Source organism: Piscinibacterium candidicorallinum (genome assembly GCF_047549485.1).
In the GTDB taxonomy this organism is placed as follows: Bacteria; Pseudomonadota; Gammaproteobacteria; order Burkholderiales; family Burkholderiaceae_C; genus Piscinibacterium; species Piscinibacterium candidicorallinum.
The window spans coordinates 1512755-1529657 of the sequence record NZ_CP180191.1; the positions used below are offsets into that span (position 1 = coordinate 1512755).

A 16903-nucleotide genomic window follows, 5' to 3' on the forward strand; every position below is an offset into this window, starting at 1 on the left:
ATGCAGCCCGTACCGGTCATTGATCTTTTCGCTGGCCCTGGCGGCTTGGGCGAGGGGTTCGCCTCCGCACGGTTCGCGACCGGCAGGCCTGCATTCCGCGTCGCATTGTCCATAGAGAAGGACCCCGTCGCCTGCGGCACACTACGCCTACGCAAAGCTAGGAACCTGCTGCTTGAGGCAGGGGCACTCGGTCCGTATCTCCAATTCCTGCGCGGAGAGCTGAGTCGGGAGGAGTTAGGATCTACCGAGTCTGTGGCGGACGCCTTGGTCGAGGGCGCACAGGGTGTGATGCAGTCAGAGCTCGGCAAGACGGACGTCACCCGTCTGGACGAGCGCATTCGAGCTGCGCTGGCAGGCGAATCGGACTGGGTGCTTATCGGGGGGCCGCCCTGTCAGGCCTACTCGCTAGCGGGGCGGGGCCGTCGCGCGCGCGATGAAGCATTCGAGCAGGATGAACGGCACTTCCTGTACCGCGAGTATCTCCGGATCATCCGCCGGCATGCACCCGCAGTGTTCGTGATGGAGAACGTCAAGGGCATGCTTTCGTCGAAGCATGGCGGCAGTCCGATGTTTGCGCGGATTCTCAGGGATCTGCGCAAGCCATCGAGTTCGCTGCACTACGAGGTTCGATCCCTTGTCAAGCCCGGAACGGATGGCGAGCTTGATCCATCCGACTACGTGATCGAATCCGAGCGATACGGTGTACCGCAGACGCGCCACCGCGTCATCCTTCTCGGGGTACGGTCGGATCTGGCGCACCGCCCTTCCCGGATCCTGACGCCGGTTGAGCGCCCTGTGACCGTCACGGAGATGATCGGAAGCATGCCTCGGCTGCGCAGTCGATTGTCGCGTGAAACCGACTCACACGCCGCGTGGCTTGCGGCGCTCGGCATCGCGGTGCAGTCTGTAGATACGTGGGCCCCCGATGGGAAGGCAGCACTTGTTCGAACGATGCGAGCCGCAGTGCGCGCCGCAGCGGACATCGAGCACATCGGCGGGCCGTACGTGTCCCACACGAAGTCTTGTGCATCAATGCCTGCCGGCATGCGCCGCTGGATGGAGTCTCCGGGGTTGGAGGGCGTGATCCAGCATGAGACACGATCGCACATGGCGAGCGACTTGGCGAGGTACCTGTTTGCGTCCTCGTTTGCCGCCGAGTTCGGTTCGACCCCGCGCCTGCAATCGCTGCCCGAGTCGCTGCTGCCTGACCACCGAAGTTCCCGCCCGGCTGATGGTGGCAAGCCTCCTTACTCGGACCGTTTCCGAGTACAGATCGGCAGCGAGCCTTCCAGCACGGTCGTCTCACATATCGCCAAGGACGGTCATTACTACATCCACCCTGATCCAGCGCAGTGTCGCAGCCTGACGGTTCGAGAGGCTGCCCGCCTGCAGACATTTCCCGAGGATTACTTCTTTGAAGGAAATCGAACGCAGCAATACGTGCAAGTGGGAAACGCGGTGCCTCCGCTTCTTGCCAGCAGGATTGCATCGGTCGTCTTGGGTCTGATCCGGCCGGTCGCTTCGAGTGCTGGCGCCAGCGGGTTTCGTTCGAGCAAGGAGGAGTCAGTCGCATGAGCGATGGCAAGATGGAATCGCCTCACCCCCCATTTCGGCCGACACCGGAACAGAGCGCCGTCATCGACGCGGAGCCCGATGCGCGGCTTTTGGTTGTCGCTGGACCCGGCACCGGGAAGACGCAGGTCGCGGCGATGAGACTCGTCCACCTCCTTCGGGCCGGCCTGCAGCCGTCGCAGATTCTTGTGTTGAGCTTTTCGCGGAGCGCCGTCGCGACGCTGACCGCACGCATTGCGGCACTCGACCTTCGCGATGAGTCCATCGTCGAGGACCTGCGTCATCTCGCGATTCGCACGTTTGATTCGTGGGCGTTTCGCCTGCTCCGGCAGGCTGGCGCGTCCGTGAGTGAGCTTCTCGCAAACTCGCATGACACCAATATCGAGTTGGCTACACAGCAGCTGGCAGGGGGGCACGCAAGCCAGGCGCTGGATCGTCTCTCGGCCATCCGTCATGTCATCGTGGACGAGTTCCAGGACCTGCCGGGGGTTCGGGCGGACATGGTGATCGAACTGCTGGCCGCCCTCACCGTCGAGCCACAGCGCCGGGTCGGATTCACTGTGCTAGGCGATCCGGCTCAGTCCATTTTCCAGTTCTCGGTGACTCAAGAAAGTCACACCGCTCGGATGCGTGATCCCTGGGACGTGCTCAAGGAGAGGCTGGGCAAGGATCTGCGCCAGATCTCGATGATCAGGAATCACCGCAGTACCGAAGAGCTTGCGAGGATTGCAGCGGCGCTCCGGGAAATTCTGCAAAGCTCGAATGTGGATCCGATGCGCAAGCTGGAGGCGGTCAGAGGCTATCTCGACCGTCTCCCGTCCAAAGATCCGGAAACCAAGATCGGCCCGGAGCTTCTTGATTCGCTCCCTCAAGGGTCTCTGGCCGTGCTGACCCGCACGAACGGGGAGGCTCTGATGGTTGCCAAGATGATCTACGGCACCACGGTCGAGAGCCCTTCGATCCCGGTACTGCTGCGCATAGTTGGAACGACTCGGACCGCACCTGCCTGGATAGGCCAGCTTCTTTCGCGTTTCAAGCCGTCATCGATCTCTCGCTCGACGTTTGACTCGATTTACGCGAACGCACTCAAGAGTTCAGGCGATGGCGCGGCTGGTGCCACCCAAATGCCAGCTCGGGACGTAGCGTGGCAACGTCTCGCGCGAGCCAGTGGCGGGTCGGACGATTCATCCTCGATCGACGTCGATGCGTTGCGCGAGCGTCTCGGTTGGCCGGACGCTTTCCCAGATGATCAGGGCATCGAGCAGCCGACGATTTGCATTACTACGATCCACCAGGCGAAGGGCATGGAGTTCCGGAATGTCGCGTTGCTGGAACCGCGACCTAGGGAGGATACGGACGAACCAGATGATCCGATCGAGGAAGCAAACGTGGGGTTCGTGGCTGTGACGCGAGCGTCTCATCAACTCGGTCGGATTCCGGCATCATGCATCAATCGCGCGCCTTCGAAGTGGTCGTTCAGCAGCCGGCGCGATCGACTGGTCGGGTGGGGGACGCTCACGAAAGTGCAGATGGGGTTGCAGGACGACATCCTCCCGGAGTCCTTTGTTGACACGGACGTGCACGGAAGCATCCAGGCGGTCGAAGCCGCCCAGATGGCTCTTCTGCTCAACGCCGCAGGATGGCGTGGTCGCAAGGTCATTCTCAAGCGCGCAGACTCCGCGGCGGGATCGGGGCGTTACCGAGATATTCGGTACGACATCCACCTCCAAAGCGGTAACGAGGCAGGTCAGCTGCTCGGCCGAATGTCGGCAAATGTCACCTGGGATCTGCTCGATCTGTTATGGGACAGAGGGCTGGCAATGCCCAGCACCATCTACAACCTGCGGATTGCAGACGTCGTGACCCTAGGGAAGTCCGGTGACCTGGAGGGGGCTGTTGCTGACCCTTGGAGCACAAGTCGGATCTGGCTGGGTGTCTCGCTATGGGGTACCGGGGATTTCAAGACGTGGAAGCGCAAGCATGGCTGATCACAAACGAATGTCGGACGTAAGGGCGGAGCTTGTGAACATGGCGAGCACCCTGTTGGTTGGTCCGCTCGACCCTCATGAACGTCTGGAGTCTCCGCCGGCTGATACGTACCTGACCGGAATTCTCTGGCCGAGGGGCTCCCCGATGGGCGGAGAGGACGACGAAGGTTCCGCCGACTGCCTAGATGCTGGGGAACCAGAAGGTGACATCGCGGTTCCCGGGTATCGGTCTCTCCGGCCGTGTTCGATCGGAATCACATTTGCGGTCAAGCACGGTGTAGACGTGTACGTCAGCCTTGGCACAACGGCAAGATACGAGCGCGTGTCTTCCACCGTCCCATGTCCGGCCGGCGCAGAGAAATCGCAGCCCGCAGGAACAGTTGCGGACGCCGCTGAACCCGAGGCAGGACGCTCATCAGGCGTCTTCCATTGGCAAAGAAGGCCGCTGGGTTACAGCTACGTCGTGAGAGCCGGTGACCGACATTCCGGCATTGTCACAGACTTCATCGGCGCCGGTGGCGAGCTCGTCAGCGACCCCCGCGTGGCACTGCACGTGCGTCGTCGGCTTGGGCCGCAACAGGATGTGATCACGGTCACGTTGATCAATGAGGAGATCGAAGTTGAAGGGGAAGGTGGACGCGACGCCCGATGCCTCTTTCAGACCGAGCTCGTGATCCGGTCCTTGGTCGATGGCAAAGGCATGATCCAGCCCCGGCCTCATATGCCGGTTGCCGATGACGACGAGGACGCGCTGACAAACGCGCTCCTGTACCGCAGGATCCGGGAGTTCGCCGTTGGGCATGGGGTAGGCGCGGCATGGGATGACCCGCGCGATGAATCCGTTGCGGAGGTTCGTACCTCGTGGTTGCCGGTTGCTACCGTTTCGGGAACCAGCCCGGCGGGACACGCTTCACTGAGGGCTTTCCTGGCGGATCACCCGAAGGCATTGCATGCCGATTTCCTTGGCAATGAAGCTGATAGGGAGGAGGTCGTCAGGGCGCTCGGGGCCTTTGTTGACTGCTACGGAAGCTGGATCGACTCGGAGCTGCGTTCGAGAGCCGGGCATTTCTCGGGGGCGCTCGCCGCTGCTTCTGCTTTCAATCTCGCGCGATGCGAGTCGACTCTGGTGCGGATCCGGGCTGGCGTCGACTGCCTTCGAAACGATGCGCACGCGTGGACCGCGTTCGCGCTCGCGAATGCAGCAATGGATCGGCAGTCACGATTCCCTTCCAAGGGTGTGGGAGCCCGCTCGCTTGTCTGGCGGCCGTTCCAGCTTGCTTTCATGCTCCTCGTGATCCCTGGCTTGATCGACCCCAAGGCAGACAGTCGGCAATGCATGGATTTGCTCTGGTTCCCTACCGGGGGTGGGAAAACAGAGGCGTATTTGGCGTTGACTGCATTCCAGATCTTCCATCGGCGACTTGTCGACGACCGGAGGCGTGAAAATGGCGGCGTAGACGTATTGATGCGCTACACCTTGCGCCTGCTGACGGTCCAGCAGTTCCAGCGCGCGGCGGCCCTAGTCGCAGCGTGCGAGCTGATACGTGTCGGGGACGCGAGGCTGGGATCTGCGCGCATCTCTCTGGGGTTATATGTCGGCAGCGACACTACTCCGCTGTCGATGGACAGTGCGCGCGAGGCACTCCTAGAGGAGCAGGCCGATCGAAAGCCGAAGTCGACGCCGCGGCAGTTGCTGCGTTGCCCCGTCTGCGGGACAGATCTCAGAGCTGCCGACTACCAGGCTGACCCCGCCCGCCCTGTCATCGAGATCAGGTGCAGAAACGCGGAGTGCGAGACCTTTGGATCATCCTTGCCTGTGATGACGGTCGATGAAGAAATCTATCACGCACCTCCATCGCTTCTGATCGGGACGATCGACAAGTTCGCGCAGATCCCTCGGCGAACCGACATCCGAAGAATCTTCGGGCTGGACGGAGGTTTACCGCCTGGCCTCATCATTCAGGATGAATTGCATCTGATCTCCGGCCCGCTCGGCTCGATGGCCGGACTCTACGAATCGATCATCGACTCTCTTTGCACCCGAGATGGCGACCGTCCCAAGGTGATTGGCTCGACCGCAACGATCGGTCAAGCGGCAAAGCAAGTTCGTGCACTCTTCGATCGCAACGTCCTCCAATTCCCGCCTCCGGGTTTCGACGCGTCGGACTCGTTCTTTGCGGTCAGGGATGAGATCGGCCCGGATCGGATGTATGTCGGACTACCAACGTCTGGTCGCAGTCCGAAGTTCGCCCTTCAGGCCCTGCTCGCTGCGCTTCTTCAGTCGGCGAGGGCAATGCTTGACAGGGGAACGGTCGATGATGACCAGATCGACACCTACTGGACAGTTGTTGCCTACTTCAACAGCCTGCGCGAATTGGGCGGTGCGTATGTGCTTGTGCAAGACGACGTGCCGCGACAGATCCAGTTTCTTGCTGGCAGACTTGGTACGTCAAGGCGCGACCTCGAGCACGAACCCGAAGAGCTGAGCAGCCGGAAGTCGTCTCGCGAACTCCCAAAAGTGCTCGACGAACTGGGTACGACACTGAGCATGCACGCCGAAAATCCAAATGAGTTTGCGCAGCCCAAGGACGTCGTACTCGCATCAAACATGATTTCGGTCGGTGTCGATGTTCCGCGGCTTGGATTGATGGTCGTCAATGGTCAGCCGAAGTCGACTGCGGAATACATCCAGGCGAGCAGCCGAGTCGGACGCCTCATGCCGGGACTGGTATTCACGCTCTACAACGTCGGACGACCCCGTGATCTGTCTCACTTCGAGCACTTCAGGACCTACCACTCGGCGCTGTACAGAAGCGTAGAAGCGACGAGCGTGACGCCGTGGGCTCCGCGCGCGCGCGACAAGGCTCTGCACGCTGTAGTGGCGTCGCTTGTGCGGCACCTGATTCCGGGACTCGCCGGCGAAGAGGATGCCATTCGGTTTGATCCCGCCGAACCGCGCGTGGCTGAGATCATTCAAGCGGTCATCGACCGTGTTGCCGCTGCTGCTGACCCGATCGAGGTCGCGGACACTGCACAGCAGATCGAGGCGATCATCGAGGAGTGGGCGAGGCGCAGTTCGGATTCTCGTGGCTCGTCCATGCGGCTCACGTACTGGCACCGCAAGGCGCCCTTCGGGCGCGCCGTGCCACACCTCATGCACTCGGCAGAAGAGGGTTCGGGAGGCGGCGCTCTGTCATGGTCGACTCCGAACTCAATGCGGGAGGTGGAGCCGTCGACGGCGTTTGTGCTCAAGAGCATCCAGCGAAGATCAGGGGAGGCCTAATGCCGAGTTCAGGAAGATTCAATCGACCACGGGGAAGACAAGCGTCTCCGGCTGCAACGGCAGGTGTCCAGCCCATCGGCAGGGTGCGGCGTTCACAGCTGGTCTCAACCTATGGCATCGGCTCGATTGTGGATCTCGAGAAGGGCTCCTTCATGCCGATGGGACTGGACGACTGGGAGTCTGCTACGCGACTTCCTTCGTTGACCATCGGTGAGGCACGCCTCCAAGCGCAGCTCGGAGTGACTCACTTTCGGCTGCCTCCGACCGCGGAGGATCTGTATGGCCTTCCCGGGCGTGTCGACGCAAGTCATTGCATACCCGCCGTGCGATTTCCTGCGTGGCACCAGTGCCCCAAGTGCAATCGGATCGGTACCGAGGGAAAGCCGTTTCAGCTCTCTGCCGACGGTACCCAGCTCGAGTGCGGCGCGCATTCGAAGCCGCTGCCTACCAATCCGGTCCGGTTCGTCGTGGCGTGTCGCAAGGGCCACATGGATGACTTCCCATGGGAATGGTGGGCACATAGACGGCGCGACGGCGGTATCTGCGATCGGCCTCAACTGGAACTTGGATCCCGCGGAAAGTCTGCGGCCCTAGGGGACCTGTACGTCAAGTGCAGACACTGCAATTCATCGGCATCGTTAGGGGACGCGTTCCGCCCGGACAGTCTCGGCAACGCCGGCTGCCGCGGCGTTCGTCCTTGGCTGCATGACCGCCAAGAAGGTTGTGACTCACCGCCTCGTGTCATCCAGCGAGGGGCTTCGAACGCTCACTTCGCCGTGATCGCTTCCGCAATCTCGATCCCGCCGGTGTCGGAAGCCACGTTCCAGATCATCGATGGGCAGTGGCTCACTTTGGGGGCACTCCCCGAAGAGGCTGTTCGCCCAGTGCTGGCAAGCTTGGCCGCTACGTATGGCGTTCCGATCGACTCACTGGTGGCCGCGTACAACGAGAAGCAGAAGATCGATGGAAATGCGGATCGCACCGCCACGGTGGACTCGCGCGCCGAGGAATACTCAGCGCTGTCGGTCGATCGGGACGATCCTGTCGTCGGCGGAATCGTGCCGCAGTTCTGCAATTCGGTTTCGCCACCTCCTGAGGGATTGCGTCCGTGGTTCGATCTCGTCGGAGCGGTATCACGGCTCAGAGAGGTCCGGGCGCTAGCCGGGTTCAGCCGGATTGAACCGTATCCAGTCAGCGCGGAAAAAGTCGCGGAAGCATTACGGGACGGCGCAATTGCCCCGCTTTCGAAGACGCCGAGAAACTGGCTGCCAGCCGCTGAGATTCGGGGCGAAGGCTTGTTTCTGAGGTTCCGCGCGAGTGCGATTGGCGATTGGCTGAAAGCGAATCCCGGGCTGGAGCACCGCGTGGCGAAACTCGAGCGCAGATCGAGGATGATTGCAGAGGAGCGTGGCTACCCCCGTGGATATTCCATCACAGCACGACTGCTGCTCGTGCATTCCTTTGCGCATGCCCTGATCAGGACGATTTCCGTCGACTGCGGATATTCGTCGTCAGCACTTCGTGAACGCCTTTACATCAGTGAAGGCGATTCTCAGAACCCGCCCATGAACGGGGTTCTCATCTACACGGGTTCGCCGGACTCCGAAGGCAGCCTGGGTGGGCTCGTCCGGTTGGCAGACCCCCATCAGATCGAGCATGTCGTTCGCCGCGCAATTCTCAGTGCACGGTGGTGCGGCAGTGATCCGGTTTGCATCGAGACTGATCCGGACCAGTCAGGCGAACGGATCAGCGGCGCGGCCTGTCATTGCTGCCTGCTCCTCCCGGAGACCGCCTGCGAGAAGTTCAATCGCGAGCTGGATCGCACGATGCTCGTCGGCTCGGCGGATGACGGTGGGCCTCCCGGGTGGAGGGGCTTCTTTGCGGATCTCGCGGAATGAAGGCATGGCAACGCTGATCCCCGAACAACCGAAAGAGTGCAGCTACGGCGAACGCCTTGTGTACGAGCGGCTCGGCCGCGATCTCGATCCGGATTGGATTGTGCTGCACTCGCTGGGTCTTCAGCACCACCAAGCGAAGCTTTGGGGTGAAGCGGACATCGTCGTCCTTTCGACGAAAGGGTTCTTCGCGCTCGAGGTCAAGGGCGGCAAGGTTGAGTGCAAGGATGGCGTCTGGCGATTCGGGGACTCCGGACGAAGCTACGAAAAGAGAGAGGATCCCTGGTCGCAGGCCCAAGGTGCCATGCAGGCCGTACGAAAGCGCCTGATCGAAGCGGAGCCCCAGTTCGAGGACGTGCTCGTCGGGTACGGCGTCGTCATGCCGATGGAACGGTTTACTGCGACCGGCGAGGAGATTGAGCAGGGGGTGCTGCTCGACAACCGCGAGTTCAGGCGCAATCTCGGCTACTACATCGGCCAGCTCAACAGATTCTGGGTCGAGGCGCATGAAGCGAAGCGCGGCCGCAAACCTCGCTTGCCTGATAGGGCGGAAATCCGCCGGGCGCGTCAGGTACTGCGACCCGATGTGGACTCCGCGTTCAGCCTCGGCAGTTACCTCAACGGTGTCGAGTCGCGACTTCTTCAGCTCTCCAACGATCAGATCCGGGCGTCGAGGCGAATGGCGGCGAATCCGCGCACCATCGTGCGGGGGAAGGCGGGCACCGGCAAGACCGTCATTGCCATCGAACGGGCAAGGCTGCTGGCCAGCCAGGGAATGAAGGTTCTGTTTCTGTGCTTCAACCAGCTTCTTGCCGAACATATTCGGCTGAGTTTGCGCAGCGATCGTTCAGCGTCGTCAATAGATGTCCGTCATGTGCACGCGCTGTACCGCGAGGTCATTCAGCGAGCTGGTATGGTCGACCGGCTTGATGAGGGCGGCGACAACAGGCGGCTGTTTGCCGAGACTTTTCCGCGCATCTTCGTGGAGGCCGCAATTGAGTGCGATCTGCCTGCCTGGGACGCGCTGGTCATCGACGAGGCCCAGGATCTGCTGACCCCCGACAATATCGATGCATTCGATCTCATGCTGGGTTCGCCCGGTATCAATCGCGGGCGGTGGCACATTTTCTTCGACCGCTACCAGAACATCTATGGCAGCGATGTACAGGACCAGGTCGAAAAGCGCTTGTCGGAGGCGCAACCTGCCTTCGATGACCTGTTCGAGAACTGTCGCAACACTCGCCAGGTGGCGACCCAGGGATCGATCGTGTCAGGGATCGATCTCGCCATCGAGGGCGCTCCGGACGGGCCGGAGTGCGGCAACGTCTACTACCGAGATGCAGCCGACTTCGTACGGCAGCTCGATGCGACCGTCTCGCGGCTTCTTAGGCAGGACATTGCGCCACGGGACATCGCCATACTATCGACGCGTGTTAGAGCCAACTCCCTTGTTGCGGAGGTCGAGAGCATCGGCGGAGTGCCGATTGTCAACGCATCGTCAGGCCCCGCAGAAGGCGTCCTGTTCTCGACGATGCACGCCTTCAAGGGGCTTGAGCGGCGTGTGATTCTGGCAATCGACATGGCTGAAATCGGTGAGCCGCAGTGGTCGATGCTGCACTACGCAGGTCTCTCTAGGGCCACTGGCATTCTTCACGTCTTCCTCCCTGACGCTGCACGCAAGGCATACGACCTACAGTCCACCGCTTTTGCGCTGAGACTGACTGGTCGTCCGGCAGCAGGAAGTCACACTTGATGTATTCGCCGGCACCGCAAGCGACACGATGACCGACAGCGCCTTCTTCTCCCATCCGATCCTTAACTCCCCGTACGCCTATCCACGGCGTCACTGGGAGCTGGATACGTCGGGGCAGCCTACGCAGCATGTTGTGGAGAGCCGCCGCCCCGCCGACTTCATCACGCCCATACCCAAGCCGAGGAAGCAGAAGGGCGCACCAAAGCAGGAGGCGCTGCTGTTCGATGAGGGATTGTCGACTCAGGACACTCAATACCACTCTGCGATCATCAACGGCGTGCGGGCCGAGGTGGACAGGTGGCGGGCGATCCCTGATCCGCGCCGCTGGAAGGTCACGCCCGAGACTGCGCGTCTGCTGCAGCACTGGCGAAGCCACCAGTTCTCCGGCGTGCGGCCGTTCTTCTGCCAGATCGAGGCCGTCGAGACGGCGATCTGGCTCACGGAGGTGGCGCCCGAGCTCGGCAAGGCCGGCCAGCGCTTCCTTGAGCACCTGGACAGTGCCAACCAGGAGGCCAACCCCGGCCTGGCGCGCCTCGCGCTGAAGCTGGCCACGGGTGCGGGCAAGACCACGGTGATGGCCATGCTCATCGCGTGGCAGACGGTCAATGCGGTGCGCCGGCCGGGCAGCCGCCGGTTCACGCGTGGCTTCCTCGTCGTGGCGCCGGGCATCACCATCCGCGACCGGCTGCGCGTGCTGCAGCCCAACGACCCCGACAGCTACTTCCGGCATCGCGAGATCGTCCCCGACGACATGCTGCCCGACCTCGACCGGGCCAAGATCGTCATCACCAATTTCCACGCCTTCAAGCGGCGCGAGCGCATCGAGCTGTCCAAGGGCGGGCGACTGCTGCTGCAGGGCCGCGGCGGCGACGAGCTCGACACGCTCGAGACCGAGGGGCAGATGCTGCAGCGGGTGATGCCCGACCTGATGGGCCTGTCGAACGTCATGGTCATCAACGACGAGGCCCATCACTGCTACCGCGAGAAGCCCGGCGCGGGCCTCGACGAGGACCTCAAGGGCGAGGAGCGCAAGGAAGCCGAGGAGAACAACGAGGCCGCGCGCCTGTGGATCTCGGGCCTCGAGGTCGTGGCGCGCAAGCTGGGCGTCGCTAGGGTGATGGACCTTTCGGCCACTCCGTTCTTCCTGCGCGGTTCGGGCTACGCCGAGGGCACGCTGTTCCCGTGGACGATGAGCGACTTCTCGCTCATGGACGCCATCGAGTCCGGCATCGTCAAGCTGCCGCGCGTGCCGGTGGCCGACAACATCCCCGGCGCGGAGATGCCGATGTTCCGCAACCTGTGGGAGCACATCCGCGCCAAGATGCCGAAGAAGGGCCGCGGGCAGGCCGACAGCCTGAACCCGCTGGACCTGCCGCCGCAGTTCCAGACCGCGCTGGCGGCGCTGTACGGCCACTATGAGAAGACCTTCGCGCTGTGGGCGGAGGAGAAGATCCCCGTCCCGCCGTGCTTCATCGTCGTGTGCAACAACACGGCCACCTCCAAGCTGGTGCACGACTACATCGCGGGCTTCCGCCAGGTGCAGAAGGACGGCTCGGTGCGGATGGTCGAGGGCCGGCTGCCGCTGTTCCGCAACCACGACGAGAACGGCAACCCGCTCGGCCGGCCGCGCACCCTCCTGATCGACAGCGAGCAGCTCGAGTCCGGCGAGGCGCTGGACGACACCTTCCGCGCGATGGCAGCCGACGAGATCGAGCGCTTCCGCCGCGAGATCGTCGAACGCACCGGCGACGTTCGCGCCGGACAGGACATCTCCGACCAGGACCTGCTGCGCGAGGTGATGAACACCGTCGGCAAGAAGGGCCGGCTGGGCGAGTCGATCCGCTGCGTCGTCTCGGTGTCCATGCTCACCGAAGGCTGGGACACGAACACCGTGACGCATGTGCTCGGCGTGCGGGCGTTCGGCACGCAGCTGCTGTGCGAGCAGGTCATCGGCCGCGCGCTGCGGCGCTATTCCTACGACCTGAACGAGGCGGGCCTGTTCAACGTCGAGTACGCCGACGTGCTGGGCATCCCCTTCGACTTCAACGCGAAGCCCGTCGTGGCGCCACCGCAGAAGCCGCGCGAGACCGTGCAGGTGCGCGCCGTGCGGCCCGACCGCGACGCGCTGGAGATCCGCTTCCCCCGCGTGCGAGGCTACCGCGCCGACCTGCCGGCTTTGCGCCTGGGGGCCGACTTCAACGCCGACTCGGTGATGGAACTGACGCCCGACCTCGTCGGCGCCACCGAGACGCGCAACTCCGGGATCATCGGCGAGACGGTCGACCTGAACCTCGTGCACACCGGCCAGGTGCGCGTGGCCCAGGTTGCCTACGAGCTGACGGCGCACCTCGTGCTCACCCGCTGGCGCGACGCCGACGGCGACCCGCAGCTGCACCTGTTCGGCCAGCTCAAGCGCATCACGCGCCAGTGGCTGGAGCAGTGCCTCGTCTGCAAGGGCGGCACATACCCGGCTCAGCTCAAGTACAAGACCCTGGCAGACATGGCCGCGGCGCGCATCAGCGACGCGATCACGCGCACCGCGGTCGGCAGCCGGCCCATCCGCGCCGTGCTCGACCCGTACAACCCGACGGGAAGCACCGCGCACGTCAACTTCAACACGTCGAAGACGGACCGCTACGACACCGCGGGCCCGCCGCCGAAGTGCCACGTCAACTGGGTGATCCTCGACAGCGACTGGGAGGCCGAGTTCTGCCGCGTGGCCGAGCGCCACCCGCGCGTGAAGGCCTACGTCAAGAACCACAACCTCGACTTCGAGGTGCCGTACCGGTACGGCTCGGAGACGCGGACCTACCGCCCGGACTTCATCGTCCTCGTCGACGACGGCCGCGGCGACGGCGACCTCCTTCACCTCGTGGTCGAGATCAAGGGGTGGCGCGGCGAGGACGCCAAGGACAAAAAGTCCACGATGGAGACCTACTGGGTGCCCGGCGTCAACAATCTGGGCAGTCACGGGCGCTGGGCCTTCGCCGAGTTCGGCGACGTGTGGCAGATGCAGTCCGACTTCGCTGCTAAGGTGCAGGCGCAGTTCGACACGATGATCGAGACAGCCGCCCCCGCGCTGCCGGTCGTGGAGGCGACTCACTGAGATGGCGACGAAGAAGAACACCCCGCTCAGCGTCGAGACGCTGAAGCACGGCGACGCGACGCGACGCAACATCCCGACCGCCGAGTACCAGTCGGTCATGGCGAAGGAGGAGCAGAGCCCCGTCCGCGTCGCCTACGAGCGCCGCAACCGCGACCTAGACCCGCAGTTGGTCTGGCGCGGCAAGGATCAGCAGGACTGGTCCGACCTCGTGGTGCACGCGCCGCCGCTGTACATCCAGGAGAAGGTGCACCCCAAGGTGCTGGTGGACGAGCTGCGGCGCGAGACCGACCGGCGCCGCGAGGAGAAGACGCCTAAGGCCGAACAGGTGGACCTGTTCGCCGACTTCAACGGCCTGCCCGGCGAGGACGCGCGCACCGAGTTCTACCAGCACGACGGCCACTGGTCGAACCGGATGATCCTGGGCGACAGCCTGCAGGTGATGGCCTCGCTGGCCGAGCGCGAGGGATTGCGCGGCAAGGTTCAGTGCATCTTCCTCGACCCGCCGTACGGCATCAAGTTCAACAGCAACTTCCAGTGGAGCACGACGAGCCGCGACGTCAAGGACGGCAGCGCCGACCACATCACGCGCGAGCCGGAGCAGGTCAAGGCGTTCCGGGATACGTGGCGTGACGGAATCAACTCGTACCTGTCGTACTTGCGCGATCGGTTGACCGTTGCCCGGGACCTACTCCACGACTCGGGCTCAGTCTTTGTGCAGATTAGTGATGAGAACGTACATCGAGTCCGGTCCCTCTTGGACGAAGTCTTCGGAGAGGACAACTACTGTGGAGAGATAGCCTTTTCCAAGACTACCGGCCTGACGAGCCGGCTGATCGCCAGCACCTTCGACTATCTGATTTGGTACTCGAAGAGGAGGGACCAGACGAAGTATCGACCGCTCTACTCGCCTAAGCCACTCAAGGAGGAGGTGAGGGGCGAGTTTCGCTGGTATGACGACCCAGCGAAGGGCGTTCGCGGGCTAACGACAACTGAGTTGGAGGAACCTGAGCGCATCGATAAGGCTCGTCTCTTTCGCACGAACTCAGCTGTGTCGCCTGGGGTTCGTGCCAACACAACGGGCAGCTTCGTGTTCCAGGGGCTCAGATTTGACTCGGGCGCTCAGCGGAATTGGAAGACAACGCTCGAGGGTATGGAGCGTCTCTGCAAGGCGGATCGCATCATCCTGAGCCCAGGCTCAGTACGAATCTACAAACAACGATGGGCCGACTTTGATCAGCTGCCGCTCAACAACTTTTGGCTCGACGTTCGCTCCGAACAAAGTAAGTTGTATGTCGTTCAAACGGTCGAGAAAGTTATTCAGCGATGCATTCTCATGACGACCGACCCAGGCGACTTGGTACTTGATCCGACCTGTGGCTCTGGCACGACTGCATATGTCGCCGAGCAGTGGGGGCGTCGCTGGATCACCATCGACACGTCGCGTGTAGCTCTTGCCTTGGCAAGGGCTCGAATCATGGGCGCGCGCTATCCGTACTACTTGCTCGCAGACAGTCGCGACGGGCAGCTGAAGGAAGCCGAAATCACGCGCACTGTGCCGTCCAGCGCGCTGACGAACGGCAACGTTCGGCAGGGCTTCGTGTATGAGCGCGTGCCACACATCACTCTGAAGTCGATCGCCAACAACGTAGAGATCGACGTCATCTGGGACAAGTATCTGCAGCTGCTGGAGCCACTTCGCGGCGCGCTCAACAAATGTCTGGGCCAGCAGTGGCAGGAGTGGCAGGTTCCGCGCGAAGCGGATGCTAAGTGGTCGGAGCAGGGACGGGAGTTGCACTCCCGGTGGTGGAGTCTGCGGATCGAGCGCCAACGGGAGATAGACGCCTCCATCACAGCCAAGGCGGAGTTCGAGTATCTGTACGACCGGCCCTACGAGGACCGGAAGAAAGTGCGCGTCGCTGGGCCGTTCACCGTGGAGAGCCTGTCGCCGCACCGCGTACTGACCGTGGACGAGAACGACGAGCTGGTCGACTCTTTGACCGAGTCGGAAGCGGAGCGCGAGGCGGGGCGCGACTTCGCGTTGATCATCCTGGAGAACCTGCGCACGTCCGGCGTTCAGCAGGCGCACAAGGCCGACCGCATCGAGTTCACGTCGCTGGTGCCGTGGCCGGGCGAGTTGGTCTGTGCCGAGGGGCGTTACGTCGAGAGCGACGCCGAGCGCCGGGCCGCCATCTTCATCGGCCCCGAGTTCGGCACCGTGTCGCGGCCCGACTTGGTGGCCGCGGCGCGCGAGGCCGGCGACGCCGGCTTCGACGTGCTGATCGCGTGCGCCTTCAACTACGACGCGCACTCGGCCGAGTTCGCAAAGCTCGGCCGCGTGCCGGTGCTGAAGGCAAGGATGAACGCTGACCTGCACATGGCCGAGGACCTGAAGAACACCGGCAAGGGAAACCTGTTCGTCATCTTCGGCGAGCCGGACATCGAGATCCTCGACGCCGGCGGCGGCCAGGTGCAGGTGAAGGTGAACGGCGTCGACGTCTTCCACCCCGGCACCGGCGAGGTCCGCAGCGACGGTGCCGATGGCATCGCGTGCTGGTTCGTCGACACCGACTACAACGAGGAGAGCTTCTTCGTGCGCCACGCCTACTTCCTGGGCGCGGGCGATCCGTACAAGGCGCTGAAGATGACGCTGAAGGCCGAGATCGACCCCGACGTCTGGGCCACCCTGAACAGCGACACCTCGCGCCCTTTCCCGAAGCCGGGGTCCGGCCGCATCGCCGTCAAGGTGATCAACCACCTCGGGGACGAAGTCATGAAGGTGTTCCGCGTGCAGTGACCCTGTCAGACGGCAGCGCACTGCCGATCACCCGCTAATCGAAATTCTCGACTCATCAAATTGAAAAGGAGATACACCCGAATGCACGCCCCATTCCCCCTCGCCCAGGAGGCCGAAGCGCTTCTCGCATCCCGTCTTAAGCGCCTGCGAGAGCCGACAACGAAGCTTGCCGCGTTCGAGACCGTACGCGGCAGGCAGCTCGCGCTGGCACGGGAAAGGATGGGGGAGATCTACATCTGGGTGGAAGCAATCGGTGCGGACGTCACGGGTGTCGAGATCAACAACCAGAAGCACCCGGGCATGCCATATGCGCCGGAGCAGCCACGCAGCTCCGCAGTCAACACGCAGTGCTCCCGACTGCGGGAAGGTTGCACGGCCTACTACCTGCGCTGTGAAACGCTTGGTGCGCTTGAGCGCTTTCTTGACTGGTACTGCCGCTACTGATCCGGCGGAAGGAAATTCATGCGGAGCTCCCCAACTGGAAGAGAAGACCGCTTGCGATCACCCCGAAG

The 16903-nt window shown here is 62.9% G+C and carries 8 protein-coding genes; all 8 read left to right on the forward strand.

Annotated elements, in window-relative coordinates; all coding sequences use genetic code 11:
* Positions 1-264: 264 nt before the first annotated feature.
* The 8 genes from ACMDW7_RS06815 to ACMDW7_RS06850 all read left to right on the forward strand — a co-directional run bounded on the left by ACMDW7_RS06815 (position 265) and on the right by ACMDW7_RS06850 (position 16835).
* On the forward strand, positions 265-1575 hold the full coding sequence (locus ACMDW7_RS06815) for a DNA cytosine methyltransferase (protein ID WP_377302110.1): 1311 nt from the start codon (positions 265-267) through the stop codon (positions 1573-1575).
* A complete protein-coding gene (locus ACMDW7_RS06820; RefSeq protein WP_377302108.1) occupies positions 1572-3560 on the forward strand; it encodes a UvrD-helicase domain-containing protein in 1989 nt (662 codons plus the stop codon). The genes ACMDW7_RS06815 and ACMDW7_RS06820 overlap by 4 nt, the downstream gene beginning before the upstream one ends.
* A 322-nt stretch (positions 3561-3882) precedes the next feature.
* Positions 3883-6843 (forward strand): helicase-related protein, encoded by a 2961-nt coding sequence (locus ACMDW7_RS06825; RefSeq protein ID WP_377302106.1) that lies wholly within the window; start codon positions 3883-3885, stop codon positions 6841-6843.
* Positions 6843-8741 carry a DrmB family protein gene (gene drmB, locus ACMDW7_RS06830; protein WP_414859630.1) on the forward strand — a complete coding sequence of 633 codons (1899 nt, stop codon included), beginning with the start codon at positions 6843-6845 and terminating at the stop codon, positions 8739-8741. Before ACMDW7_RS06825 ends, drmB begins: the two co-directional genes overlap by 1 nt.
* A gap of 4 nt (positions 8742-8745) precedes the next feature.
* Positions 8746-10491, forward strand: a complete 1746-nt coding sequence (locus ACMDW7_RS06835; RefSeq protein ID WP_377302102.1) for a nuclease-related domain-containing DEAD/DEAH box helicase — start codon at positions 8746-8748, stop codon at positions 10489-10491.
* Between the two features lie 28 nt (positions 10492-10519).
* Positions 10520-13597, forward strand: coding sequence for a BPTD_3080 family restriction endonuclease (locus tag ACMDW7_RS06840; protein WP_377302100.1), 3078 nt, complete (start codon positions 10520-10522; stop codon positions 13595-13597).
* 1 nt (position 13598) lies between these two features.
* Positions 13599-16391, forward strand: coding sequence for a site-specific DNA-methyltransferase (locus ACMDW7_RS06845; RefSeq protein ID WP_377302099.1), 2793 nt, complete (start codon positions 13599-13601; stop codon positions 16389-16391).
* Positions 16392-16472: 81 nt separating this feature from the next.
* Entirely contained in the window at positions 16473-16835 is a 363-nt protein-coding gene (locus ACMDW7_RS06850; protein ID WP_377302097.1) for a hypothetical protein, read from the forward strand.
* The last annotated feature ends 68 nt before the right edge of the window (positions 16836-16903 follow it).

Coding starts and splice junctions, on each gene's coding strand:
- ACMDW7_RS06820 (WP_377302108.1), top strand. CDS start 1,572: ATGAGCGATGGCAAGATGGAATCGCCTCACCCCCCATTTCGGCCGACA.
- drmB (WP_414859630.1), top strand. CDS start 6,843: ATGCCGAGTTCAGGAAGATTCAATCGACCACGGGGAAGACAAGCGTCT.
- ACMDW7_RS06835 (WP_377302102.1), top strand. CDS start 8,746: ATGGCAACGCTGATCCCCGAACAACCGAAAGAGTGCAGCTACGGCGAA.
- ACMDW7_RS06840 (WP_377302100.1), top strand. CDS start 10,520: ATGACCGACAGCGCCTTCTTCTCCCATCCGATCCTTAACTCCCCGTAC.
- ACMDW7_RS06845 (WP_377302099.1), top strand. CDS start 13,599: ATGGCGACGAAGAAGAACACCCCGCTCAGCGTCGAGACGCTGAAGCAC.
- ACMDW7_RS06850 (WP_377302097.1), top strand. CDS start 16,473: ATGCACGCCCCATTCCCCCTCGCCCAGGAGGCCGAAGCGCTTCTCGCA.